This window comes from Pseudomonas sp. AA-38, assembly GCF_029457475.1.
Lineage (GTDB): Bacteria > Pseudomonadota > Gammaproteobacteria > Pseudomonadales > Pseudomonadaceae > Aquipseudomonas.
Genome location: NZ_CP120359.1, coordinates 48,758 through 70,573, shown reverse-complemented (window position 1 = coordinate 70,573; position 21,816 = coordinate 48,758). Strand labels below are relative to the sequence as shown.

Here is a 21,816-nt window from a genome sequence, read left to right as displayed (position 1 = left end):
CGCCAGGGCGGCGTGTTCGTTTCCACGGCAATAGCACCAAGGCCGCACAGACGGCATCACAACAACGACAATCCAGGTGACAACCCATATGAGTCAGAACACCGCTGCACAGTCTTTCCTTGCCCGCGTACCGCTGTGGCAGCAGATTCTCGTCGGCCTGCTGCTCGGCGTGGCCGTCGGCATGCTGTTCAAGAGTGGCGCCCAGGCGCTGGCGCCAATCGGCACACTGTTTCTCAATGCGATCAAGATGCTCATCGTGCCGCTGGTCTTCGTTTCCCTGGTGGCCGGCATCACCTCGATGAGCGACAGCGCCAAGCTCGGCCGCATCAGCGTCAAGACCATCGCCATCTACCTGATCACCACCGCCTTCGCGGTGAGCATCGGCCTGCTGTTCGGCACCCTGTTCAGCCCCGGCGAGGGCATGCAGATGGTCGCCAACGGCACTATGGAGGCCAAGCAGGCACCTTCGCTGGTAGAGATACTGGTGGGCCTGGTACCGACCAACCCGGTGACCGCCTTCGCCGAAGGCAACATCCTGCAGATCATCGTCTTCGCCATCGCCCTGGGCCTGAGCATGAACCTGGTCGGCGAGAAGGCGGCGCCGGCGATTCGCCTGTTCGACAGCCTGGCCGAGGTGCTCTACAAGCTCACCGACCTGGTGATGCGCTTCGCCCCCATCGGCGTGTTCGCACTGATCGCCGGGGTGGTTTCGTCCCACGGTATCGAGGTACTGCTGCCGCTGGCCGGGGTGATCGGGGTGATCTACCTGGCCAGCATCGCCCATATGCTGGTGGTCTATGGTGGCCTGATCGGCGGCCTGGCGCGCCTCAGCCCGCTGCGCTTCTTCCGTGGCATCGCCCCGGCACTGGCGGTGGCCTTCAGTACCTCGAGCAGTTCCGGCACCCTGCCGGTGTCCATCGAGTGCGCGCGCAAGAACCTTGGCGTGTCGCAAGGCGTGGCCGGTTTCGTGCTGCCGGTGGGCGCCACCATCAACATGGACGGTACCGCCATCTACCAGGGCGTGCTGGCACTGTTCATCGCCCAGGGCTTCGGCATCGACCTGAACGCCGGCCAGTACCTGATGATCATCCTCACCGCCACCCTGGCTTCGATCGGCACCGCCGGCATCCCTGGCGCCGGCCTGATCATGCTCGGCCTGGTGCTGAGCTCGGTCGGCCTGCCGCTGGAAGGCGTGGCGCTGATCGCCGGTATCGACCGCATCCTCGACATGGCGCGCACCACGGTGAATGTCGCCGGCGACCTGATGACCACCACCCTGGTCGGCCGCAGTGAAAATGAGCTGGATCGGGATATCTACAACAGCGACAACGCGGCCTGAACAACGATTTTCATAGGAGGCCTCACCAGCCTCACCACTCTGGGATGGCCTCGGCCATCCTTTTTTTTGTGGCCTGCCATTCAAGAGTGGCTGCCGTAGGGTGCGCTGCGCGCACAGCCGGTTGGCCAGCATTAAAGCCTCCAGACCCTGCGTAGCGTCTGCACCGCCTCGACGATCTGCGCCTCAGGCACCGCAGCAAAACCCAGCACCAGCCCGGCGCGGGCGCCCTCAGCCGTTTCGCTGTCGGGCAGCCAGTAACCGCTCAGCGGGTTCATCTCCACCCCGGCAGCACGCGCCGCGCTGATCAGCTCGTGCTCACGCGCCAGGCTCTCGACCCTGATGCTCAGGTGCAGGCCGGCCTCCACCGCCGGCAACGGCGCACAACCCGGGATCGCCTGCGGCCATTCACGCAGCAAGATGTCGCGCCGCGACCGCGCGGCCTGGCGCATGCGCCGCACATGCCGCTGGAAGTGCCCGGCCGCGATAAATTCGGCCATCACCGCCTGGGTGCCGATCTCCAGATGGCGCATGTCCAGCGCCAGACGGCGACTGAAGCCCTCGACCAAAGCCATGGGCAGCACCAGATAGCCAAGGCGCAGGGCGGGGAAGGCGAGCTTGCCGAAGGTGCCGACATAGATCACCCGCTGCAGGGCATCCAGCGCGGCCAGGGGTGCCAGCGGCGTGCCGCTGTAGCGATATTCGCCATCGTAGTCGTCCTCGATGATCCAGCCACCCTCGCGCTTGGCCCACTCCAGCAGTGCCAGGCGCCGGGGCAGTGACAGGGTCACGCCGGTCGGGTACTGGTGTGAAGGCGTCAGGTAGGCCAGCCGGCAGCCGCCGATGCCTTGCAGGGCCTCGACCTGCAAGCCTTCACCATCCACCGGCACGCCCCGCACCTGCGCCCCGGCCACGGCGAAGGCATGCCCGGCGGCGCGATAACCGGGGTTTTCCACCGCCACCCGCTCACCGGGCTGCACCAGCAATTGGGCGCACAGGCTGATGGCCTGCTGTGCCCCCGTGGTGAGCACGATCTGCCTGGGGTCGCAGTCCAGACCACGGCCATTGCGTAGGTAGGCGGCGATCAACTCACGCAATTCCAGCAGGCCGGCGGGGTCGCCGTAGCCCAGGCGCGCCAGCGAAGGTTTGCGCCAGAAGCGCGCCTGCAGGCGTGCCCAGGTGGTGAAGGGGAACAGGTCGAAGGCTGGCACACCGATGCGAAACGCCCGCGGCGCACCCTCGACCGGCACCGGCAGATGATGCGCCTGCAAGCGCTGCAGCGCCGGGGTATCGACGGCCGTGGCGGCAACGGCGGACGAGGCTGGACGCGGCCGCGCCAGCTCGACGACATAGGTGCCATCGCCGACGCGCCCAGCCACATAGCCCTCGGCATAGAGCTGGTCGAGGGCGCGGGTCACGGTATTGCGCGAGATACCGAGCAAAGCGGCCAGCTCGCGACTGGCCGGCAAACGGGTACCACCGACCAGACGACCGTCGAGGATACGCTCGCGCAGCGCCTGGTAGAGCTGGCGCGCCAGACCATGGCCTGGCTGCAGGTGAATGCCGGAAAGATCGAAGGGCAGGGCAGGTGACTTGGCCATGGCAGCGTAAATTGGCTCCATCGAAGTGATCCGGAATGGATCTTACGTCAGGCCAATATCCTGCCTAGCATGGGCTCATCACGCCAGGAGAAGCTGCCATGTACTGCCCCGCCGCCTTCCGCCAGGATGACCTGGCCAGCCTGCACGCACAGATTCACGCCTGCGGTCTGGCTCTGCTCAGCAGTGCCGGCGAACAGGGCTTACAAGCCAGCCATCTGCCGCTGCTGCTGGAGCCCGGCGAAGGCGAGTTCGGCACCCTCTACGGCCACTTCGCCCGCGCCAACCCACACTGGCGCGATCTGGCCGATGGCGCCGAGACCCTGGCGGTGTTTAGCGGCCCGGACGCATACGTGCATCCCGGTTGGTACTCGGCCAAGGCCGAGCACGGCAAGGTGGTACCGACCTGGAACTACATCTCCGTGCATGCCTGGGGTCAGGCCGAGGTGTTCGACGAGCCCGAGCGCCTGCTGGAGCTGGTCAGCCGTCTCAGCGAACGCCACGAACAGGGGCGCCCGCAGCCCTGGGCGGTCAGCGATGCACCGCGTGAGTACCTCGACACCATGCTGCGCGCCATCGTCGGCTTCGCCATGCCGATCCGCCGCCTCGAAGGCAAATGGAAACTCAGCCAGAACCGCTCGACGGCCGATCAGGCCGGCGTGCGCAATGGCCTGGCCGCTTCAGCCAACCCGCGCGAGCGGGAACTGCTAGCGCACATGCCCCTTAGCGACTGAAGACCAAAGGAAAACCCCATGCTCGACATCCGCCCCATCACCGCTGCCGATCACGCCGCCTGGCTACCGCTGTGGCAGGGCTACCAGCACTTCTACCAGGCCGAGATCCCGACCGAAACCAGCGCCCTCACCTGGCAGCGCTTTCTCGACCCGGCCGAGCCGATGCACGCCGCACTGGCCTGGCAGGACGGTGAAGCGGTCGGCCTGGTGCACTTCATCTACCACCGCAGTTGCTGGACGACCGGTGACTACTGCTACCTGCAGGATCTGTTCGTGGCCGAGCACATCCGTGGCGGCGGTGTGGGCCGTGCGCTGATCGAGCACGTCTACGCCGAGGCACGCGCCGCTGGCGCCAGCCGCGTGCATTGGCTGACGCAGGAAACCAACTACCAGGGCCGCATGCTCTACGACCGCATCGGCGACCGTTCCGGGTTCATTCAGTACCGCAAGTTGTTCTGAGCCGCGCCTCACTCGATCTCGAACAACCCATCGCGCAACTGCGCACCACCCAGGCGCTGGCGGATGTCGTCGTCGATGCGTGGGTCGTCCGGGGCGTAGAGCATCACCTGTCGGTAGGCGTTGACCCGATTGATCTCGCTGCCCAGGTATTGCCAGACCACGCGGGTGCAGGCCGGGGTGCGCCGGTCGCCGCTGGAGACGCCGGTCTTCAGGCCGTTGAGGCGGGTGATATGGCTCTTGAAGCTGGGGATGAGGATGGTCTGGCTCATCTCGTTGCCGGTCAGCGACTCGTAGTCGATGAGAAACAGTCGATCCTGCAGGTAGAAGGCGGCCCCCAGGTAACGGCAGCGCACCCAGTCCTCGGCGACGCCGCCGCGGGCGCGCTCCTGCCGTTCCTGGCGCTCGAACACGTAGCTGCCACGTTCCTCGCGCAGGTGCACCAGCGACAGCAGGATCTGCCCAGGCACCGACATGCAGTTGGAATACTCGAAGTAGTAACCGCAGTAACGCGCCAGCGAACTGGCATGGCCGCGCAATGGCTCGAACAGCTCCAGCAGTGGGTCTCTGCCATGGCTCGGCTGTGGCTCGCCATGGCGCGTGCCCATCAGCCGGGCGAAGGCCTCGCTCGGCAGTGCCAGTTCGTGGGCCTCGACGCCGAAGAAATCGCAGATGCGCTTGAGGTTGTGCGCGGTCGGTCGACTCTGCCCGGCCAGGTAGCGATTGAACTGCGCACGGTTGATGGCCAGCTTGCGACAGACCTCGGCAATCGAGCGGTAATGACTGCAAAGCAGTTTGAGATTGCTGCCGAGGGAATCGGACATATGGGCGGTCCAGGTGATGCGAGTGACGCGATTCTAGCATCAACTCGCGTCATTTCGCCGCGACCTGCGAAATTGCCCTATGAGGCCTCTATCACGAACCATTCCGCAATCCGCCCAGAGAGGCGTATTCCCCATTCAGAACAACAAGAGAGAAAGCCTCCATGCTCGATCTTCTCAATGACTTTATCTGGAGCAAGCTGCTGATCGTAATGCTGATCGGCCTTGGCTTGACCTTCACCATCACCTCACGCTTCGTCCAGTTCCGCTACCTGGGCAGCATGTTCAGCATTTTTGCCCAAGCCTTTGAACGCAAGCCCGGTCAACTCAGTTCGTTCCAGGCGCTGATGCTGTCGGTTGCCGGTCGCGTCGGCGCAGGCAATATCGCTGGCGTATCCGTGGCCATCATGCTTGGCGGCCCTGGCGCGGTGTTCTGGATGTGGGTCGTGGCTCTGATCGGCATGGCCACCAGCTACTTCGAGTGCTCGCTGGCCCAGCTATACAAGCGCCGTGAGCCCGATGGCACCTACCGTGGCGGCCCGGCGTTCTACATGCAGCACGGCCTCGGCCAGCGCTGGCTGGGCATCATCTTCTCGCTGCTGTTGCTGGCGACCTTCGGCTTCGGCTTCAACGCCGTGCAGTCCTTCACCGTGGCCAGCTCGCTGCATGACACCTTCGGTCTGCCGACCATCGCCAGCGGCATTGCGCTGACCGTAGTGATCGGCCTGATCATCTTCGGTGGCATCAAGCGTATCGCCAGCATGGCTGACGTACTGGTTCCGATCATGGCGTTCTCCTACATCGCCATGGCGCTGACCGTGATTGCCCTGAACGTTACGGAAGTCCCGGACGTGCTGACTCTTATCGTCAAGAGTGCTTTCGGCCTGGAACCGGCATTTGCCGGTGGCATGGGCGCCGCCATCATGATGGGCGTCAAGCGTGGCCTGTTCTCCAACGAAGCCGGTCTGGGTAGTGCGCCGAACGTGGCTGCCGTTGCCGAAGTGCAACACCCGGCCGCTCAGGGCATCGTGCAGTCGCTGAGTGTGTTCATCGACACCCTGCTGATCTGCACCAGCACCGCGCTGATCATCCTGCTGTCCGGCGTCTACCAGCCGGGTACCGAGATGGCCGGTGTTGTCCTGACGCAAAGCGCTCTGGCCGCTGTCGTCGGCGAGTGGGGCCGCGTGTTCGTCAGCATGGCGCTGCTGCTGTTCGTCTTCACCACCCTGGTTTACAACTACTACCTCGGCGAGAACGCCCTGGGCTTCTTCACCGAGAAGCGCGTACCGGTGATGGTCTACCGTGTACTGGTGGTCGTGCTGGTGCTGTGGGGTTCGGTGCAGGATCTGGGCACCGTGTTCGCCTTCGCCGACGTGACCATGGGCCTGCTGGCAATCTGCAACCTGATTGCCCTGGCACTGCTGTTCAAGGTCGGCCTGCGCCTGATGCGCGACTATGACGGCCAGATCAAAGCCGGTGTAAAAACCCCGGTACTCGATCCCAAGCAGTACGCCGATCTGGATCTCGACCCCAAGGCCTGGCACGCACCGGCAGATGCCCCGGCCGCGCATGCCGAAATTGGCGATCGCGTCTACCAGCGTTGACGCCCGCGTGAAACAAGGGGGGCGTTGCCCCCCTTTTTCTTGCCCAACGTTTACCGAGGAGAGCCCATGGCGACCCCAGCAAAACTCCTGGTGCTGTATACCGGCGGCACCATCGGCATGCAGATGAGCGAAGCCGGCCTGGCGCCGGCCTCCGGTTTCGAGGCACGCATGCGTGCCCGGCAGAGCGAAGAGAACCCGGCCGAGCTGCCCCACTGGGTCTTCCGCGAACTGCTGCCGTTGATCGATAGCGCCAACATGACCCAGCGCCACTGGCTGGCCATCCGCGATGCCATCGTCCAGGCAGTCGAAGCCGACGGCTGCGACGCCGTGCTCGTGCTGCATGGCACCGATACCCTGGCCTACAGCGCCGCGGCATTGAGCTTCCTGCTGCTTGGCCTGAACGTGCCAGTGGTGCTCACCGGCGCCATGCAGCCGGCTGGCGTGCCCAACGGCGACGCCTGGCCCAACCTGTTCGGTGCCCTGCGTACCCTGCATCGCGGCGTCGCGCCGGGGGTGCACCTGTATTTCAACGGCCAACTGATGCACGGCGCGCGTTGCGCCAAGTTGCGCAGCGATGCCTTCGACGCCTTCCAGGTGCTGGAGCGCACGCGTCAGGCCGAGCGGGCTGCCAGCATCGACGCGGCCACCGACTACCGCCAGCAGCGCCAGCCGGTCAGCCTGGCCGTGCTGCCGTTCTACCCGGGCGTGCAGGCTGCCCAGGTGCGCGCACTGGTGGCCAGCGGCGCCCGTGGCCTGCTGCTGGAATGCTATGGCAGCGGCACCGGCCCGGCCGGCGATGCCGAGTTCATGACTGCGCTGCGCGAAGCCCATGAGCAGGGCGTGGTGCTGGCCGCCATCAGCCAGTGCATGCAGGGCCATGTGCAGTTCGGCGTGTACGCGGCCGGCAGTCGGCTGGCCGAGGCCGGTTTGGTGTCCTGCGGCGGTATGACGCGCGAAGCGGCGCTGGGCAAGCTGTTCGCCCTGCTCGGCGCCGGCCTGGCGCAGGCCGAGGTGGAGCGCTGGCTGGGGCTGGATCTGTGCGGAGAAATGGCCGACTGAAGATAGCCATCCAAAAGCTCTCCCGGAGCTGGCCGTTGGACATCATTTCGTCATAACCCCCGGGCATCTTCGTTGGCCATTCTTATTCCAACGAAGGGTGCCCGCCATGAACCCGCTGCTGCGTCCACTTCCCCTTGCGCTGGCCTTGCAGGCCCTGATCGCCAGCCCGGCCCATGCTGACTTCACCATCGCCGCCGGCAGTACGGAAACCTCCGGGCAGAACCTCAGCGGCACTGGCACGGTCGAGCAGACAGCCAGCCTGGCCACCAGCGGCAGCACCGTGGCGGTCACGGTGGCCAGCGGCAGTTCGCTGCTGGCCAACGCCGGCAGCATCCGCCAGAACGGCACGGCCAGGGCCATCGATGCCAACAGCGGCACCCCCGATTTCACCCTGCGCAACGCCGTCGGCGCCCTGATCGACGCCACCGGCAACGTCGCCATCCGCCTCAACCGCGCCAATGGCCACTACCTCATCGACAACCAGGGCACCATCTCGCAAAGCGGCGCGAGCGTGGACGGTGAGCGGGCGATCAAGGCCGACGCCAACTACAGCAGCAGCGGCAACCAGATCATCAACGGCAGCACCAGCAACCGTGACGCGGTGATCAGCTCCAGCGGCAACGACGCCCTGCGCCTGGGCAGCAACTTCACCCTGAGCAACTACGGCCGCATCTTTTCCACGGGCCTGGTCAACACCAGTTGCCCGAGCTACGTGAACTGCGTGAACGATTACTCCGCCGCCGATGGCGTGGCCATCGAGAACGGTCGCAGCAACGTTGCCATACTCAACCATGGCAGCATCGAAGGCCCGCGCCATGGCATCGATGGCGGCGACCCTGTGGCATTCAATCCCGACGCCAACCTGCTGGGGCTGGAGCGCCTGATCATCACCTCCGCAGACGGCAACGGAGTGACCTTCGACAAGGTGGTCGGCGGCATCACCAGCAGCGGCGTGCGCATCGCCGACTCGGTGGTGATCAACTACGCAGACGGCACCATCATCGGTAACAACGGCTCCGGCGTCGGCCTCGACAGCCACGGTGTGGTGTTCAACTACGGCCTGATCAGCGGCCGTTACGCCGGCGCGGGCAATGTCTACGACCACGAGGGCGCGGGCCAGACCACCAGCAATGGCGACGGTGATGGCGTCGACATCGACGGCGTGGCCTATATCGAGAACCATGGCCGCATCGAAGGCCTCGGCGCCGGCGGTCTGGACTCCGGCGGTCGGCCCAACGGCGCGGATGGCATCGCCGCAGGTGGCGGCACCATCATCAACGCCAGCGGCGCGAGCATCTTCGGCCAGTCCAAGGGCATCCTCATCGACGACGGTGCCAACGGCACCGCGGCGGCCAGCGGCCGTGGCACCAGCAGCGTGGCCGCCACCCTGGCGCGCATCGACAACGCCGGCAGCATCATCGGTGAGGAGGAGGCGGCCATCGGCTTGGTGGGTGACTTCGACGATCTGCTGTTCAACCGCAGCGGCGGCGTCATCCAGGGCGGCAGCGCCACCACCCGGGTGGACGAGCTGGGCAGCACCACGGCGGGCGCCGCCGTGCAGATGGGGGCTGGCGACGACCTGCTCAGCAATGCCGGCCTGATCGAAGGCCGCAATGGCCTGGCGGTGGATCTGGGCGCCGGTGACGACCGCCTGGAGGTACTGGCTGGCGGGCGCTTCATCGGCCGCATCGACGGCGGCGCTGGCTACGACCGGGTGCAGTTGAACGGCGCCGAGGGTGGCAGCTTCGGCAACAGCACCGGCTTCGAGCGCCTCGAGGTGCTGGCGGGCGCCTGGACGCTCGACAGCAGCGACTTCAGTGACCGCGTGCAGGTACTCGGCGGCAGCCTGCACAACCTCGGGCGCATTCTCGGCGATGTCAGCGTCGCCAGCGGTGCCGGCTTCGGCGGCGGCCAGGTGGATGGCAACCTGACGCTGACCAGCGGCACCAATTTCGACTTCCACCTCACCCCCAGCAGCGCCGACGCCACCCAGGTGCGAGGCAGCGCCAGCCTGGCCGGCGCCAACCTGCGCATTCTCGCCGCGCCAGGTGAATATGCCCTGTCCCGGCAGTATCAGATCCTTGAGGCCGGTGCTGGCATCAGCGGTCAGTTCGCCACGGTCAGCAGCAACCTGGCCTTTTTTACCCCGACCCTGAGCTACGCCGCCGACAGCGTCACCCTGACCCTGCAGCGCAACGATCTGGGCCTGGTCGATTTCGCCGGCAATGCCAATACCCGCAGCCTGGCCAGGGCGCTGCAGAACCAGAATGCCAGCGCCTTGCAGCAACGTCTGTTGGGCGCCAGCGCGCAGGATGTGCAGCGTGGCCTGGAACAACTGGCCGGCAGCAGCAACGCCAGCAATGCCGGCGCCACCCTGGCCAGCAGCACGCAGGTGGGCACCAGCATGCTGGCGGCCATGCAGCAAGTAGCCGGCGGCGGCCTGCAAACCGCGCAACTGGAGGAAGACGGGCCATTGCTCGCCGCCCTCGGCGTGCCCCAGCAAGCGCGCGAACTGAACGACCCGAACGCCGCCGCCCGCCTGTGGATACAAGCGCTGGGCAGCCACGGCAAGCTCGACAGCGTGGCCGGCGACATTCGCCAGGACAACGGCGGCGCGGTGATCGGAGCCGACTGGCCGGTCGGCGGGCAATGGCGCCTGGGCGTGCTGGGCGGCTACGGCAAGACCCAGGTGGACGCCACCCAGAGCGCCGAGAACGACATCGGCAGCCTGCACCTGGGCCTGTACGCACAACGTCTCGACGGCCCCTGGGCCCTGCGCCTCGGCGCGGCCTACAGCCGCCACGATAACGACAGCCAGCGCCGCCTCGACTTCGCCGGGCTGCAGGAGAAACTCAAGGGCGACTTCGACGCCGACAGCCAGCAGGCCTTCGCCGAACTGGCCTACCGCACGGCCCATCAACGCCTGCTGGCCGAGCCCTTCGCCTCACTTGGCTACCAGCGTTACAGCAGCGAAGGCTACGACGAGCGCGGCGGCAGCGGTGCCCTGCATGTCGAGGGCAACGACCAGGACAACCTCAGCAGCAGCCTGGGCGTACGCCTCGCCCACCTCGGCACCCTGGAGAACGGCATGAGCCTGACCCCACGCCTGAGCCTGGGCTGGCGCCATACCTTCGGCGACCTCGAAAGCAGCGCACGGCAGTCCTTCCTAACTGGCGGCAATGCCTTCGAGGTGGAGGGCACGGCGCTGGATCGCGACAGTCTGCTAGTCGAAGCGGGACTGGATCTCGGCCTCAGCGTCGCGCAGAACCTGGCACTGAGTTACAACGGCGAACTGGGCGAGAAGGCGCAGAACCATGCGCTGATTCTGCGCTGGCAGGCTCGTTTCTGAGCCTCAGCGGGGCTCAGAACACCGACCAGCCAATGCGCTCGCTGAGCAGCTCCAGGGCCTTGATGCCGGCCAGCGAGTTGCCGGCGGCGTTGAGCTCCGGCGACCATACGCAGACACTGAAGCGCCCCGGCACCACCGCGACGATGCCGCCGCCGACGCCGCTCTTGCCGGGCAGGCCGACGCGATAAGCGAAGTTGCCGGCCTCGTCATACAGCCCGCTGGTGGCCATGATGGCGTTGACCTGCTTGCTCTGCCGGGGCGACAGCACCTGCTCGCCGCTGTGCTGGCAGAAGCCCTGGTTGGCCAGAAAGCCGAAGGCGCGGGCCAGGTCGACGCAGCTCATGCGCAGCGCGCAGCAACTGAAATAGCTGCGCAGCACCGCCTCGACATCGTTGTGGAAGTTGCCGAAGGCCTGCATCAGGTAGGCCATGGCAGCGTTGCGCGCACGGTGCTGGTATTCGGACTCGGCGACGTGGTTGTCCACCGTCACCTCCGGGTTGCCCGACAGGCGCCGGGCGAAATCGCGCATCGACAGCGCCGGGGCCGCATAGCGCGACTGGTTGATGTCGCAGATCACCAGCGCGCCGGCGTTGATGAAGGGGTTGCGCGGTTTGCCCCGCTCGAACTCCAGTTGCACCAGCGAGTTGAACGGCTGCCCGGACGGCTCATGGCCCAGGCGCTGCCAGATCGTTTCGCCGCTGTGACCGATGGCCTGCACCAGGCTGAACACCTTGGAAATGCTCTGAATGGAGAAGGGCGTGCGCGCGTCTCCGGCCACATGCAACTGGCCGTCGTTGCCGTACACGGCAATGCCTAGCTGATCGGGCACGACGCTGGCCAGCGCGGGGATGTAGTCGGCCACCTTGCCCTGGCCGATCAGCGGGCGGACTTCATCGAGGATTTCGTTCAACAACGCTTGCATGCATAAAGCCTGTTCAAAGTCTCGCGACAGCGCCGGAGCATCCCGGCAGGTCAGTGCTAGACGCCTGCGGGCGCAGCCGAATCACAGGCAATGGCTTGCGCCACAGCGGCGACAGCCCCTAGGCTCGGGCCTCTTTGCGCCGATGGCTGTGCCGATGTCCACCGTTCTCAATGTGCTGCTGCCGATCTTCGGCCTGATCCTGGTCGGCTTCGTCTGCCGCCGCAGCAACCGCCTGGGGCCGACCGCCGCCTCGGAGATGAACCGCTTCGTGGTCTGGCTCGGCCTGCCAGCGCTGCTGTTCAGCCTCACGGCCAAGGCCGACTGGGCGCATATCTGGCAGCCCGGTTTCCTGCTGGCTTTCAGCGGCGGCACCCTGGCGGTGTTCCTGGTCACCCTGGCGTACCGCTGGAAGACCACTGGCAGCCTGGTCGACGCCAGCATCGACGGGCTCAGCGCCGGCTATGCCAACACCGGCTATATCGGTATTCCACTGTGCGTGCTGGTGCTCGGCGAGGACGGCATGGCGCCAGCGCTGATCGCCTCGCTGATCGTGGTCTGCGTGCTGTTCGCCCTGGCCGTGGTGTGCATCGAGGTCGGCCTGCAAAGCCAGAAGGGGCTGGGCGGAGCGATTGCCCAGGTCAGCCTGGCACTGCTGAAGAATCCGCTGGTGGTCGCTCCTGCGCTCGGTGCCCTGTGGTCGCTCGGTGGGTGGCAACTGGCGCCAGCGCTGGACGAGTTCCTGCGCCTGCTGGGCGCGGCCACCGTGCCCTGCGCGCTGGTGTCGCTGGGGTTGTTCCTGGCGCAGCGGCAGAGCGGCCCGGCTCAGGGCGCCTGGCCACTGGTGGCCCTGAAGCTGCTGCTGCAGCCGCTGGTGACCTGGTTCATTGCCTTCGTCCTGCTCGACCTGCCGCCGTTCTGGGCACATGCCGCACTGCTGCTCAGCGCGCTGCCCACCGGCACCGGGCCGTTCATGCTCGCCGAGTATTACCAACGCCAGGCAGCGCTGGTGTCGCGGGCGATTCTCTACTCGACACTTGGCTCGCTGCTCACGCTGTCGCTGCTGCTACTGGCACTCGCGCCGTGAGCTGCAGATCGACACCCAACTGACGCGACAGGCAGGGCCAGCGTTGCCAGGCCGAGGCGGTATCCGGCGCGGCCAGGCGCTCGCGGTAAGCCTGCACCGACGGCTGATCGAAGCTGGCGTCGTCGAGCATGCCGCTCAGGGCATGGTGCACCGCCTCATCGAGCTGATTGGCGAATGGCTCGCCGATCAACTGGTGAGCGATCAGGTTGGCGCGGGTGGTGTCCAGCGGGATCAGCGGCTGGCCGAAGTGAGCGATGTAGCGATCGTTCACCTCTTCCACCAGGCGATGGGCCAGGTAGGCCTCATCGAGCAGGCCATCCAGCCCCTCGTGCCCGGCCATCAGCGCCAGTGGCTGGAGGAAGAACTGCTCGGCGATCTTCAGCACCGGCTTGATCGCCTCCTCGATGCCCGCTTCGCGCGCCACCTCGGCCGCCGCGTCGAGCACGTCCGGCACCTCGTCGATGTAGGCGACGACGAAGTTGGTCAAGGCACCCGGGGCATCCTCGTCCGGCAGGCGGATGGCAGGGTGCAGCCCCTCGAAGCGGGCTTGCAGGCTCTGGGCAAGGGCCTGGCTGGTCGCCTCGTGCTGACGAGCCTGGGCGATGAGCTGGCGAATGGCGGCGGTATTCATGATGACTCCGAAGCGGGCAAGACATGGAGGTGAACCTTAGCTGGCGACCTGCACCTGCTAAGACGCAATTGTCATAACTTCTTCACAGTTATGCGAGTCCGCTATAAAGAACGCCTTGCAATCCGCGCCAGACCACGCCATCCGTGGTCTGTGCCGCTTCGTTGCGCCTGTCCTGCCTGGCTCGATGGACACATTGCGACCTCGGGGGTGCTGTCTATACTCGAACTCGAAAGGCAGTACCTGATGGAACCGGACGGGCTTAGGCACGAGGTTTCGACAGCAGTTGCCGTAGTCGCGACGGCGTATGGCTCGTGCAAGCCACCATGCCGCCACGTGGCAGTCGACCCCACCCACAAGGCTCAGCCGGCGGGATAACAAAAACAATATCGAGGGGAACCCGCGATGATGCGACATCCACGAGTCTGGATGGGCCTCTTGCTGTGGCTGATATTGAGCTCGGCGCACGCCCAGTGGACGGTGAACATGGCGCCCGGTGTCACCGAGGTCAGCCGCTCCGTGTTCGATCTGCACATGACCATCTTCTGGATCTGCGTCGTGATCGGCGTGATCGTGTTCGGCGCGATGTTCTGGTCGATGATCATTCACCGTCGCTCAACCGGCCAGGAACCCGCGCACTTCCATGAAAGCACCACGGTGGAGATTCTCTGGACCGTGGTGCCACTGGCGATCCTGGTGGTCATGGCAATCCCCGCGACCAAGACCCTGATCGACATCTACGACACCTCCGAGTCGGATCTGGACATCCAGATCACCGGCTACCAATGGAAGTGGCACTACAAGTACCTGGGCCAGGATGTCGAGTTCTTCAGCAACCTGACCACGCCCCGCAGCCAGATCAACAACCGCGAGGCCAAGGGTGAGCACTATCTGCTGGAGGTGGACGAGCCACTGGTGGTGCCGGTAGGCGCCAAGGTGCGTTTTCTCATTACCTCCGCCGATGTCATCCATTCCTGGTGGGTGCCGGCACTGGCAGTGAAGAAGGACGCCATCCCCGGCTTCATCAACGAATCCTGGACGCGCATCGAGGCGCCCGGCACCTACCGTGGCCAGTGCACCGAGCTGTGCGGCAAGGATCACGGTTTCATGCCCATCGTGGTCGAGGTCAAGAGCAAGGAAGACTTCGCCGCCTGGCTGGGCGAACGCAAGCAGGCCGCCCTGGCCGAGCGCGAGCTGACCAGCAAGGAATGGACGATGGAAGAACTGATGGCGCGCGGCGAGAAGGCCTACAACACCACCTGCGCCTCCTGCCACCAGCCCACCGGCGAAGGCCTGCCGCCGATGTTCCCGGCGCTCAAGGGCTCGGCCATCGCCACCGGCCCGGCCGAGGGGCATATCGACATTGTCTATCACGGCAAGCAGGGCACCGCCATGGCGGCCTTCGGCAAGCAACTGTCGCCGGTCGACCTGGCCGCCATCATCACCTACGAGCGCAATGCCTGGGGCAACAATGTCGGTGACATGGTCACGCCCAAGGACATTCTCGACTTCGCCAAGGCGCAGGAGTAAGGACATGAGTGCAGTGATCGACCACGGTCATACTGACCACCACCATGGCCCGGCCAAGGGCCTGATGCGCTGGGTGCTGACCACCAACCACAAGGACATCGGCACCATGTACCTGTGGTTCAGCTTCTGCGCCTTCCTGCTTGGCGGCTCGATGGCGATGGTGATTCGCGCCGAGCTGTTCCAGCCGGGGCTGCAGATCGTGCAGCCGGAATTCTTCAACCAGATGACCACCATGCACGGCCTGATCATGGTCTTCGGCGCGGTGATGCCGGCCTTCGTCGGCCTGGCCAACTGGATGATCCCGCTGATGATCGGCGCGCCGGACATGGCCCTGCCACGGATGAACAACTTCAGCTTCTGGCTGCTGCCGGCGGCCTTCGGTTTGCTGGTCAGCACCCTGTTCATGGAGGGCGGCGGGCCGAACTTCGGCTGGACCTTCTATGCACCGCTATCGACCACCTACGCGCCGGAATCGGTGACCTTCTTCATCTTTGCCATCCACCTCATGGGCATCAGCTCGATCATGGGGGCGATCAACGTGATCGCCACCATCCTCAACCTGCGTGCGCCAGGCATGACCCTGATGAAGATGCCGCTGTTCGTCTGGACCTGGCTGATCACCGCCTTCCTGCTGATCGCAGTGATGCCGGTGCTGGCCGGCGTGGTGACCATGATGCTGATGGACATCCACTTCGGCACCAGCTTCTTCAACGCCGCCGGCGGTGGCGACCCGGTGCTGTTCCAGCACGTGTTCTGGTTCTTCGGCCACCCCGAGGTGTACATCATGATCCTGCCGGCCTTCGGCGCGGTCAGCTCGATCATCCCGGCCTTCTCACGCAAGCCGCTGTTCGGCTACACCTCGATGGTCTACGCCACGGCGAGCATCGCCTTCCTCTCGTTCATCGTCTGGGCGCACCACATGTTCACCGTGGGCATCCCGCTGACCGGCGAGCTGTTCTTCATGTACGCCACCATGCTGATCGCCGTGCCCACCGGGGTGAAGGTGTTCAACTGGGTGAGCACCATGTGGCAGGGCTCGCTGACCTTCGAGGCGCCGATGCTGTTCGCCGTGGCCTTCGTGATTCTCTTCACCATCGGCGGCTTCTCCGGGCTGATGCTGGCCATCGCCCCGGCGGACTTCCAGTACCACGACACCTACTTCGTGGTGGCGCACTTCCACTATGTGCTGGTGCCGGGGGCGATCTTCGGCATCTTCGCCTCGGCCTACTACTGGCTGCCCAAGTGGACCGGGCACATGTATGACGAAGTGCTGGCCAAGCTGCATTTCTGGCTCAGCTTCGTCGGCATGAACCTGGCGTTCTTCCCCATGCACTTCGTCGGTCTGGCCGGCATGCCACGGCGTATCCCCGACTACAACCTGATGTTCGCCAACTTCAACATGGTCTCGAGCATCGGCGCCTTCCTGTTCGGCGCCACCCAGTTGCTGTTCCTGTTCATCGTCATCAAGTGCATCCGTGGAGGCAAACCGGCCCCGGCCAAGCCCTGGGACGGCGCCGATGGTCTGGAGTGGACGGTGCCGTCGCCGGCGCCCTATCACACCTTCAGCACACCGCCGGATGTGAAATAGGCAGGAGGTGAGCCGTGAGCGAAACCATCGCAACCCGTCGCCTGGTCACCCGCCTGCTGCTGGTGGTGGTGGTGATGTTCTGCTTCGGGGTGTTCGTCCTGCCGCCGTTCTACGACGCCATGTGCCGTGCCTTCGGCATCAATGGCAAGACGGCCGGCGCCTATCAGGGCGAGCAGCAGGTCGATGCGGTGCGCGAGGTGCGGGTGCAGTTCCTCGCCACCAACGCCGCCGGCATGGTCTGGGAGTTCGGGCCGAAAGCCGATGACCTGGTGGTACACCCCGGGGAGACACGCGACATGTTGTTCGTCGCCTACAACCCGAGCGACGAGCCGATGACCGCCCAGGCCATTCCCAGCGTCTCGCCCGCACGAGCAGCGGCCTTCTTCCACAAGACCGAATGCTTCTGCTTCACCCAGCAGGTGCTGCAACCCGGTGAACGCATCGAGATGCCGGTGCGCTTCATCGTCGACCGCGACCTGCCCGAGGACGTCAGGCACCTGACCCTGAGTTACACCCTGTTCGATATCACCGCGCGCAAACCGCCCGTGGCACAGGCGGCTCCCTGAGGAGAAATGAGATGTCGAGTCACGAAAACTACTACGTCCCGGCCCAGAGCAAATGGCCCATCGTCGCCACCCTCGGCCTGCTGGTCAGCGTCGCTGGCGTCGGCACCTGGTTCAATGACCTGTCCGCCGGGCGCGAAACCTCCAACGGCCCGCTGATCTTCTTCGTCGGCGGGCTGATCCTGGCCTACATGCTGTTCGGCTGGTTCGGCAACGTGATCAAGGAAAGCCGCAGCGGCCTGTACAGCGCGCAGATGGATCGCTCGTTCCGTTGGGGCATGACCTGGTTCATCTTCTCCGAGGTGATGTTCTTCGCCGCCTTCTTCGGTGCGCTGTTCTACATCCGCATGTGGTCCGGCCCCTGGCTCGGCGGCGAAGGCGACAAGGGCATCGCCAACATGCTCTGGGAAGGCTTCGAGTACAGCTGGCCGTTGCTGCAGAACCCAGACTCCAAGCTGTTCCCGCCCCCCACGGCGGTGATCGACCCCTGGCACCTGCCGCTGCTCAACACCATTCTGCTGGTGTCCTCCAGCGTCACCGTCACCTTCGCCCACCACGCCTTGAAGAAGAACAATCGCGGCGCCCTGAAAGCCTGGCTGGCCGCGACCATCCTGCTCGGCGCGGCCTTTCTGTTCTTCCAGGTGGAGGAATACATCGAGGCTTACACCGAGCTGGGTCTGACCCTCGGCTCGGGCATCTATGGCGCCACCTTCTTCATGCTCACGGGCTTCCACGGTGCTCACGTCACCCTCGGTGCGCTGATCCTCACGGTGATGCTGATCCGCATCCACAAGGGTCACTTCGATGCTGAAAAGCACTTCGGCTTCGAGGCCGCCTCCTGGTACTGGCACTTCGTCGACGTGGTCTGGCTGGGGTTGTTCATCTTCGTCTATGTGCTTTGAAGCAGCTACAAGCTGCAAGTGAGTCGCAGCGCTTTTCTTGCAGCTTGAAGCTGGCCGCTACCAGCTCACATGCGACACCAGTTGCCCCGAGTAGAAGCCCCAGGCGATCAGGGCCAGGGTGATGGCGGTCAGCCCGACGCGCACGCTCAGGGCATTGACCAGGCGGGTACCACGGCCTTCGTCCTTGACCAGGAAGAACAGGCCACTGAACAGGCTGGCGATGGTCGCCAGCAGCATGAGGACGATCGCGGCCTTGAGCATGCGAGACTCCAGGGGGATTGGGCGATGCCTTGCAGTATAGCCAGCCATCTGATGCCGAACGGAGACGCCCGATGAGCGCCTTCCGCCCCGGCTGGCTACCCAGCATTCTGGTGGCGCTGCTGCTGCCACTGCTCTGTGGCCTGGGCTTCTGGCAACTGCAGCGCGCCGAGGAAAAGCGCCTGCTGCTGACCAGCTATGAGGCGCGCCAGCAGGCAGCGCCGGTCAGCCTGGTGGAGCTCGAGCAGGCTGGCGACCCGGCCTATCGCCGCGTGCATCTGCAAGGTCAGTTCGATGGCCAGCACAGCCTGCTGCTGGACAACCGCATCCGCGACGGCCAGGCCGGCGTCGAGTTACTGCAACCCTTCTACGACCAGCCCAGCGGCCTTTGGGTGCTGCTCAACCGCGGCTGGCTGCCCTGGCCGGATCGGCGCCAGGCACCGCAATACAACACCCCCGATGGCCCGCTCCAGCTCGACGCCTGGGTCTATGTCGCCCCGCCCGGCGGCCTGCACCTGCAAGGCAATGCAGCGGCGCAAACCGGCTGGCCACGGCTGATCAGCGAGGTCGACAGCGCGGCGCTGTGGCAACGCCTAGGTCGCGGCGGCCTGCCGCTGGAACTGCGCCTGGAGAGCGGCCTGGCCAGCTACCGGGTCGACTGGCCGGTGGTGGCCATGAGCCCGGCCAAGCATCAGGGCTATGCCGTGCAGTGGTTCGCCATGGCGGCGGCGTTGCTCGGCCTGTTCATCTACCTTGGTGTGCACAACGCACGGGAGAAACGCCATGCACCCAGCCATCACCCTGCCTGAAACCCCACGCAAGGGGCGCGGGCGCCTGCAGTTGCTGCTTCTGCTGGCCATCGTCTTCGGCCCCATGCTGCTGGCCAGCGCCATGTATCGCTGGCAGTTCTGGGTGCCGGAAACCCGTACCTATCACGGCACCCTGATCGGTGACGGGCGCACCCTGCAGGATCTCGGCGTGCAGGGCCAACTGGCACCGCGCTGGCAGATCCTGGTGACCACACCCGGCGCCTGCGAAGCCGACTGCCAGCATCTGGTGTACCTGGCGCGACAAATCCAGATCGGCCTGAATCGCGAGACGGCACGCGCCAGCCATGGCCTGGCCACTGGCGAACCGCTGAGCGCCGATTACCTCGCCACCCTGCAGCGCGAGTATCCGCAACTGGGCCGCTACCGCCTCGACAGCCGCAGCTACCAGCAGGCCAGCGAGGCCCCGTCAGGCGCACAACTATGGCTGGTGGATCCGCACGGCAACCTGGTGCTGCGCTACGACACCAGCAGCCAGGGCAAGGCGATTCTCGATGACCTGCGCTACCTGCTGAAAATTTCCCTGATCGGTTGAGCCAGCCCTGTGTCCCACCTTTGAAGAGGATAACACATGAGCAAACCCGGATACCGACTCGCCCTGTTCGCCACCCTGCTCGCCGCCGTGGTGGTACTGCTCGGCGCCTACACTCGCCTGACCCATGCCGGCCTGGGCTGCCCTGACTGGCCCGGCTGCTACGGTTTTCTCGGCGTACCCATGAGCGAGCACAAGCAGGCCCTTGCCGAGAGCCGCTTCCCCGAAGCGCCAGTGGAAGTGGCCAAGGGCTGGGCCGAGATGATCCACCGCTACTTTGCTGGCGCCCTCGGCTTGGTCATCCTCGCCCTGGCGATAAAAGCCGTGCGTCTGCGCCATCAACCACAGCAACCGCTGAAACTGCCGCTGGCGATCCTCGCCCTGGTGATCATGCAGGCAGCCTTCGGCATGTGGACCGTCACCCTCAAGCTGTGGCCGCAGGTGGTCACCGCGCACCTGCTCGGCGGCTTCGCCACCCTGAGCCTGCTGGCCCTGCTCACCTTGCGCCTGAGCGGACGCTTCGCCCCGCTGCAGGTCTCGCCGCGCCTGCGTGCACTGGCTGCCGCCTGCCTGCTGCTGGTGATCGGGCAGATCACTCTGGGTGGCTGGGTCAGCTCCAATTACGCCGCCGTAGCCTGCGTCGACCTGCCCACCTGCCATGGCCAGTGGTGGCCGGCAATGGACTTCGGCAAGGGCTTTCACCTGACCCAGCACATTGGCCCCAACTACCTCGGAGGCCAGCTCGACAGCGAGGCGCGCACGGCCATCCATATGAGCCACCGCATCGGCGCTTTGCTGGTGACCCTGGCCTTGCTGGTACTGGCCTGGCGTCTGCACACCGCGCATCTGTCGCGTCTGGCCTGTCTGGTGCTGGTGGCGCTCGCCGCACAGGTCAGCCTGGGCATCGCCAACGTGCTGCTGCACCTGCCACTGCTGGTGGCGGTGGCGCACAACGCAGGCGGCGCCGCCCTGCTGTTGACGCTGGTACTGATCAACTACCGCCTACACGCGGCGGCGCCGCGCCTGCGCATCGGTCGCCAAGGTGCCGCCATTCAACGTCCGCTCGTCCCTGCCAGGCTGATTCAGGTCGGGAAATAACCGCAAGAGGAGCATCATCATGGCCACTGCGCTACGTGCCCACTACGAACCTGCTACCTGGCGCGACTATCTGGAGCTGACCAAACCCAAGGTGGTGCTGCTGATGCTGATCACCTCGCTGGTCGGCATGTTTCTCGCCACCCGCGCCGGCGTGCCCTGGCAGGTGCTGCTGTTCGGCAACCTCGGCATCGGCCTGTGCGCCGGTGCGGCAGCGGCAGTGAACCATGTGGTGGATCGGCGCATCGATGCGATCATGGCGCGCACGCACAAGCGTCCGGTGACCACGGGGCGCGTCTCGCCGCTGGCCGCATTGACCTTCGCGCTGGTGCTGGCCATCGCCGGCATGAGCCTGCTGCTGGTGTTCACCAACGCGCTGACCGCCTGGCTGACCCTGGCCTCACTGCTCGGCTACGCGGTGATCTACACCGGCTTTCTCAAACGCGCCACGCCGCAGAACATCGTCATTGGTGGCCTGGCCGGCGCTGCACCACCGCTGCTGGGCTGGGTTGCGGTGACTGGCCATCTCAGCGCCGAACCCCTGCTGCTGGTACTGATCATCTTCGCCTGGACGCCACCGCACTTCTGGGCGCTGGCCATCCATCGCAAGGCCGAGTATGCCAAGGCTGACATTCCCATGCTGCCGGTCACCCATGGCGAGCACTACACCAAGGTGCACATCCTGCTCTACACCCTGGCGATGTTCGCGGTGACCCTGCTGCCCTACGCCATCCACATGAGCGGGCCGCTCTATCTGGCTTGTGCGCTGCTGCTGGGCGGGCGCTTCCTGTACTGGGCCTGGGTGCTGTACCGTGACAGCCGACAGCATGCGGCGATCAATACCTTCAAGTACAGTATCTGGTACCTGTTCCTGCTGTTCATCGCCCTGCTGCTGGATCACTACCTGCTGCTCAATCTTTGAAGGCTCTT

General features: G+C 65.4%; 20 protein-coding genes. 15 read left to right on the top strand and 5 right to left on the bottom strand.

What is annotated here, in order from left to right; translation table 11 throughout:
* Nucleotides 1-88: 88 nt before the first annotated feature.
* Nucleotides 89-1,339: a dicarboxylate/amino acid:cation symporter gene (locus PVE35_RS00320; RefSeq protein WP_268180237.1), complete on the top strand. Its 1,251-nt coding sequence runs from the start codon at nucleotides 89-91 to the stop codon at nucleotides 1,337-1,339.
* 131 nt (nucleotides 1,340-1,470) lie between these two features.
* Here the strand turns inward: PVE35_RS00320 and PVE35_RS00315 are convergent, their stop codons facing one another.
* Nucleotides 1,471-2,937, bottom strand: coding sequence for a PLP-dependent aminotransferase family protein (locus tag PVE35_RS00315; RefSeq protein ID WP_277374941.1), 1,467 nt, complete (start codon nucleotides 2,935-2,937; stop codon nucleotides 1,471-1,473).
* Between the two features lie 98 nt (nucleotides 2,938-3,035).
* On the opposite strand from PVE35_RS00315, the gene PVE35_RS00310 reads away from it, so the two are divergent.
* Nucleotides 3,036-3,668, top strand: coding sequence for an FMN-binding negative transcriptional regulator (locus tag PVE35_RS00310; protein ID WP_277373410.1), 633 nt, complete (start codon nucleotides 3,036-3,038; stop codon nucleotides 3,666-3,668).
* Nucleotides 3,669-3,686: 18 nt separating this feature from the next.
* Nucleotides 3,687-4,127 (top strand): GNAT family N-acetyltransferase, encoded by a 441-nt coding sequence (locus PVE35_RS00305; RefSeq protein ID WP_277373409.1) that lies wholly within the window; start codon nucleotides 3,687-3,689, stop codon nucleotides 4,125-4,127.
* 8 nt (nucleotides 4,128-4,135) lie between these two features.
* Here PVE35_RS00305 and PVE35_RS00300 read toward each other — a convergent pair whose 3' ends face one another.
* A complete protein-coding gene (locus PVE35_RS00300; RefSeq protein WP_268180231.1) occupies nucleotides 4,136-4,948 on the bottom strand; it encodes a helix-turn-helix transcriptional regulator in 813 nt (270 codons plus the stop codon).
* Nucleotides 4,949-5,109: 161 nt separating this feature from the next.
* On the opposite strand from PVE35_RS00300, the gene PVE35_RS00295 reads away from it, so the two are divergent.
* The 3 genes from PVE35_RS00295 (at nucleotide 5,110) to PVE35_RS00285 (ending at nucleotide 10,957) form a co-directional block, all read left to right on the top strand.
* On the top strand, nucleotides 5,110-6,549 hold the full coding sequence (locus PVE35_RS00295) for an alanine/glycine:cation symporter family protein (protein ID WP_277373408.1): 1,440 nt from the start codon (nucleotides 5,110-5,112) through the stop codon (nucleotides 6,547-6,549).
* Between the two features lie 66 nt (nucleotides 6,550-6,615).
* On the top strand, nucleotides 6,616-7,608 hold the full coding sequence (locus PVE35_RS00290) for an asparaginase (RefSeq protein WP_268180228.1): 993 nt from the start codon (nucleotides 6,616-6,618) through the stop codon (nucleotides 7,606-7,608).
* A 106-nt stretch (nucleotides 7,609-7,714) separates the two neighbouring features.
* The gene (locus PVE35_RS00285) at nucleotides 7,715-10,957 is read left to right on the top strand and encodes an autotransporter outer membrane beta-barrel domain-containing protein (RefSeq protein ID WP_277373407.1); all 3,243 of its coding nucleotides are present in this window, start codon (nucleotides 7,715-7,717) and stop codon (nucleotides 10,955-10,957) included.
* A gap of 13 nt (nucleotides 10,958-10,970) precedes the next feature.
* On the opposite strand, the gene glsB is transcribed toward PVE35_RS00285, so the two are convergent.
* Nucleotides 10,971-11,879, bottom strand: coding sequence for a glutaminase B (gene glsB / locus PVE35_RS00280; RefSeq protein ID WP_277373406.1), 909 nt, complete (start codon nucleotides 11,877-11,879; stop codon nucleotides 10,971-10,973).
* A 154-nt stretch (nucleotides 11,880-12,033) separates the two neighbouring features.
* Between glsB and PVE35_RS00275 the strand changes: the two genes are divergently transcribed.
* Complete coding sequence (locus PVE35_RS00275) at nucleotides 12,034-12,963, top strand: AEC family transporter (protein WP_277373405.1); 930 nt, start codon at nucleotides 12,034-12,036, stop codon at nucleotides 12,961-12,963.
* Here the strand turns inward: PVE35_RS00275 and PVE35_RS00270 are convergent.
* A complete protein-coding gene (locus tag PVE35_RS00270) occupies nucleotides 12,926-13,594 on the bottom strand; it encodes a hypothetical protein (protein WP_268180222.1) in 669 nt (222 codons plus the stop codon). The two genes, PVE35_RS00275 and PVE35_RS00270, sit on opposite strands and share 38 nt — an antisense overlap.
* Nucleotides 13,595-13,996: 402 nt before the next feature.
* On the opposite strand from PVE35_RS00270, the gene coxB reads away from it, so the two are divergent.
* Genes coxB through PVE35_RS00250 form a run of 4 tightly spaced genes read left to right on the top strand, consistent with a single transcriptional unit; the run spans nucleotide 13,997 to nucleotide 18,174 of the window.
* Nucleotides 13,997-15,121, top strand: a complete 1,125-nt coding sequence (gene coxB / locus PVE35_RS00265; RefSeq protein WP_268180221.1) for a cytochrome c oxidase subunit II — start codon at nucleotides 13,997-13,999, stop codon at nucleotides 15,119-15,121.
* Nucleotides 15,122-15,125: 4 nt separating this feature from the next.
* Nucleotides 15,126-16,709, top strand: a complete 1,584-nt coding sequence (gene ctaD / locus PVE35_RS00260) for a cytochrome c oxidase subunit I (RefSeq protein WP_268180219.1) — start codon at nucleotides 15,126-15,128, stop codon at nucleotides 16,707-16,709.
* 14 nt (nucleotides 16,710-16,723) lie between these two features.
* Complete coding sequence (locus PVE35_RS00255; RefSeq protein WP_268180217.1) at nucleotides 16,724-17,275, top strand: cytochrome c oxidase assembly protein; 552 nt, start codon at nucleotides 16,724-16,726, stop codon at nucleotides 17,273-17,275.
* A gap of 11 nt (nucleotides 17,276-17,286) precedes the next feature.
* Nucleotides 17,287-18,174 (top strand): cytochrome c oxidase subunit 3, encoded by an 888-nt coding sequence (locus tag PVE35_RS00250; RefSeq protein ID WP_268180215.1) that lies wholly within the window; start codon nucleotides 17,287-17,289, stop codon nucleotides 18,172-18,174.
* Between the two features lie 57 nt (nucleotides 18,175-18,231).
* On the opposite strand, the gene PVE35_RS00245 is transcribed toward PVE35_RS00250, so the two are convergent.
* On the bottom strand, nucleotides 18,232-18,435 hold the full coding sequence (locus PVE35_RS00245) for a twin transmembrane helix small protein (protein ID WP_268180213.1): 204 nt from the start codon (nucleotides 18,433-18,435) through the stop codon (nucleotides 18,232-18,234).
* Between the two features lie 71 nt (nucleotides 18,436-18,506).
* Between PVE35_RS00245 and PVE35_RS00240 the strand changes: the two genes are divergently transcribed.
* The 4 genes from PVE35_RS00240 to cyoE are packed head-to-tail and all read left to right on the top strand — an operon-like array spanning nucleotide 18,507 to nucleotide 21,808.
* Nucleotides 18,507-19,241: an SURF1 family protein gene (locus PVE35_RS00240; RefSeq protein WP_277373404.1), complete on the top strand. Its 735-nt coding sequence runs from the start codon at nucleotides 18,507-18,509 to the stop codon at nucleotides 19,239-19,241.
* Nucleotides 19,216-19,794: a hypothetical protein gene (locus PVE35_RS00235; RefSeq protein WP_268180210.1), complete on the top strand. Its 579-nt coding sequence runs from the start codon at nucleotides 19,216-19,218 to the stop codon at nucleotides 19,792-19,794. Before PVE35_RS00240 ends, PVE35_RS00235 begins: the two co-directional genes overlap by 26 nt.
* 36 nt (nucleotides 19,795-19,830) lie before the next feature.
* Nucleotides 19,831-20,889, top strand: coding sequence for a COX15/CtaA family protein (locus PVE35_RS00230; RefSeq protein ID WP_277373403.1), 1,059 nt, complete (start codon nucleotides 19,831-19,833; stop codon nucleotides 20,887-20,889).
* A 19-nt stretch (nucleotides 20,890-20,908) separates the two neighbouring features.
* Nucleotides 20,909-21,808 carry a heme o synthase gene (cyoE, locus tag PVE35_RS00225; protein WP_277373402.1) on the top strand — a complete coding sequence of 300 codons (900 nt, stop codon included), beginning with the start codon at nucleotides 20,909-20,911 and terminating at the stop codon, nucleotides 21,806-21,808.
* Nucleotides 21,809-21,816: the final 8 nt, after the last annotated feature.

Coding starts and splice junctions, on each gene's coding strand:
- PVE35_RS00320 (WP_268180237.1), top strand. CDS start 89: ATGAGTCAGAACACCGCTGCACAGTCTTTCCTTGCCCGCGTACCGCTG.
- PVE35_RS00315 (WP_277374941.1), bottom strand. CDS start 2,937: ATGGCCAAGTCACCTGCCCTGCCCTTCGATCTTTCCGGCATTCACCTG.
- PVE35_RS00310 (WP_277373410.1), top strand. CDS start 3,036: ATGTACTGCCCCGCCGCCTTCCGCCAGGATGACCTGGCCAGCCTGCAC.
- PVE35_RS00305 (WP_277373409.1), top strand. CDS start 3,687: ATGCTCGACATCCGCCCCATCACCGCTGCCGATCACGCCGCCTGGCTA.
- PVE35_RS00300 (WP_268180231.1), bottom strand. CDS start 4,948: ATGTCCGATTCCCTCGGCAGCAATCTCAAACTGCTTTGCAGTCATTAC.
- PVE35_RS00295 (WP_277373408.1), top strand. CDS start 5,110: ATGCTCGATCTTCTCAATGACTTTATCTGGAGCAAGCTGCTGATCGTA.
- PVE35_RS00290 (WP_268180228.1), top strand. CDS start 6,616: ATGGCGACCCCAGCAAAACTCCTGGTGCTGTATACCGGCGGCACCATC.
- PVE35_RS00285 (WP_277373407.1), top strand. CDS start 7,715: ATGAACCCGCTGCTGCGTCCACTTCCCCTTGCGCTGGCCTTGCAGGCC.
- glsB (WP_277373406.1), bottom strand. CDS start 11,879: ATGCAAGCGTTGTTGAACGAAATCCTCGATGAAGTCCGCCCGCTGATC.
- PVE35_RS00275 (WP_277373405.1), top strand. CDS start 12,034: ATGTCCACCGTTCTCAATGTGCTGCTGCCGATCTTCGGCCTGATCCTG.
- PVE35_RS00270 (WP_268180222.1), bottom strand. CDS start 13,594: ATGAATACCGCCGCCATTCGCCAGCTCATCGCCCAGGCTCGTCAGCAC.
- coxB (WP_268180221.1), top strand. CDS start 13,997: ATGATGCGACATCCACGAGTCTGGATGGGCCTCTTGCTGTGGCTGATA.
- ctaD (WP_268180219.1), top strand. CDS start 15,126: ATGAGTGCAGTGATCGACCACGGTCATACTGACCACCACCATGGCCCG.
- PVE35_RS00250 (WP_268180215.1), top strand. CDS start 17,287: ATGTCGAGTCACGAAAACTACTACGTCCCGGCCCAGAGCAAATGGCCC.
- PVE35_RS00245 (WP_268180213.1), bottom strand. CDS start 18,435: ATGCTCAAGGCCGCGATCGTCCTCATGCTGCTGGCGACCATCGCCAGC.
- PVE35_RS00240 (WP_277373404.1), top strand. CDS start 18,507: ATGAGCGCCTTCCGCCCCGGCTGGCTACCCAGCATTCTGGTGGCGCTG.
- PVE35_RS00235 (WP_268180210.1), top strand. CDS start 19,216: ATGCACCCAGCCATCACCCTGCCTGAAACCCCACGCAAGGGGCGCGGG.
- PVE35_RS00230 (WP_277373403.1), top strand. CDS start 19,831: ATGAGCAAACCCGGATACCGACTCGCCCTGTTCGCCACCCTGCTCGCC.
- cyoE (WP_277373402.1), top strand. CDS start 20,909: ATGGCCACTGCGCTACGTGCCCACTACGAACCTGCTACCTGGCGCGAC.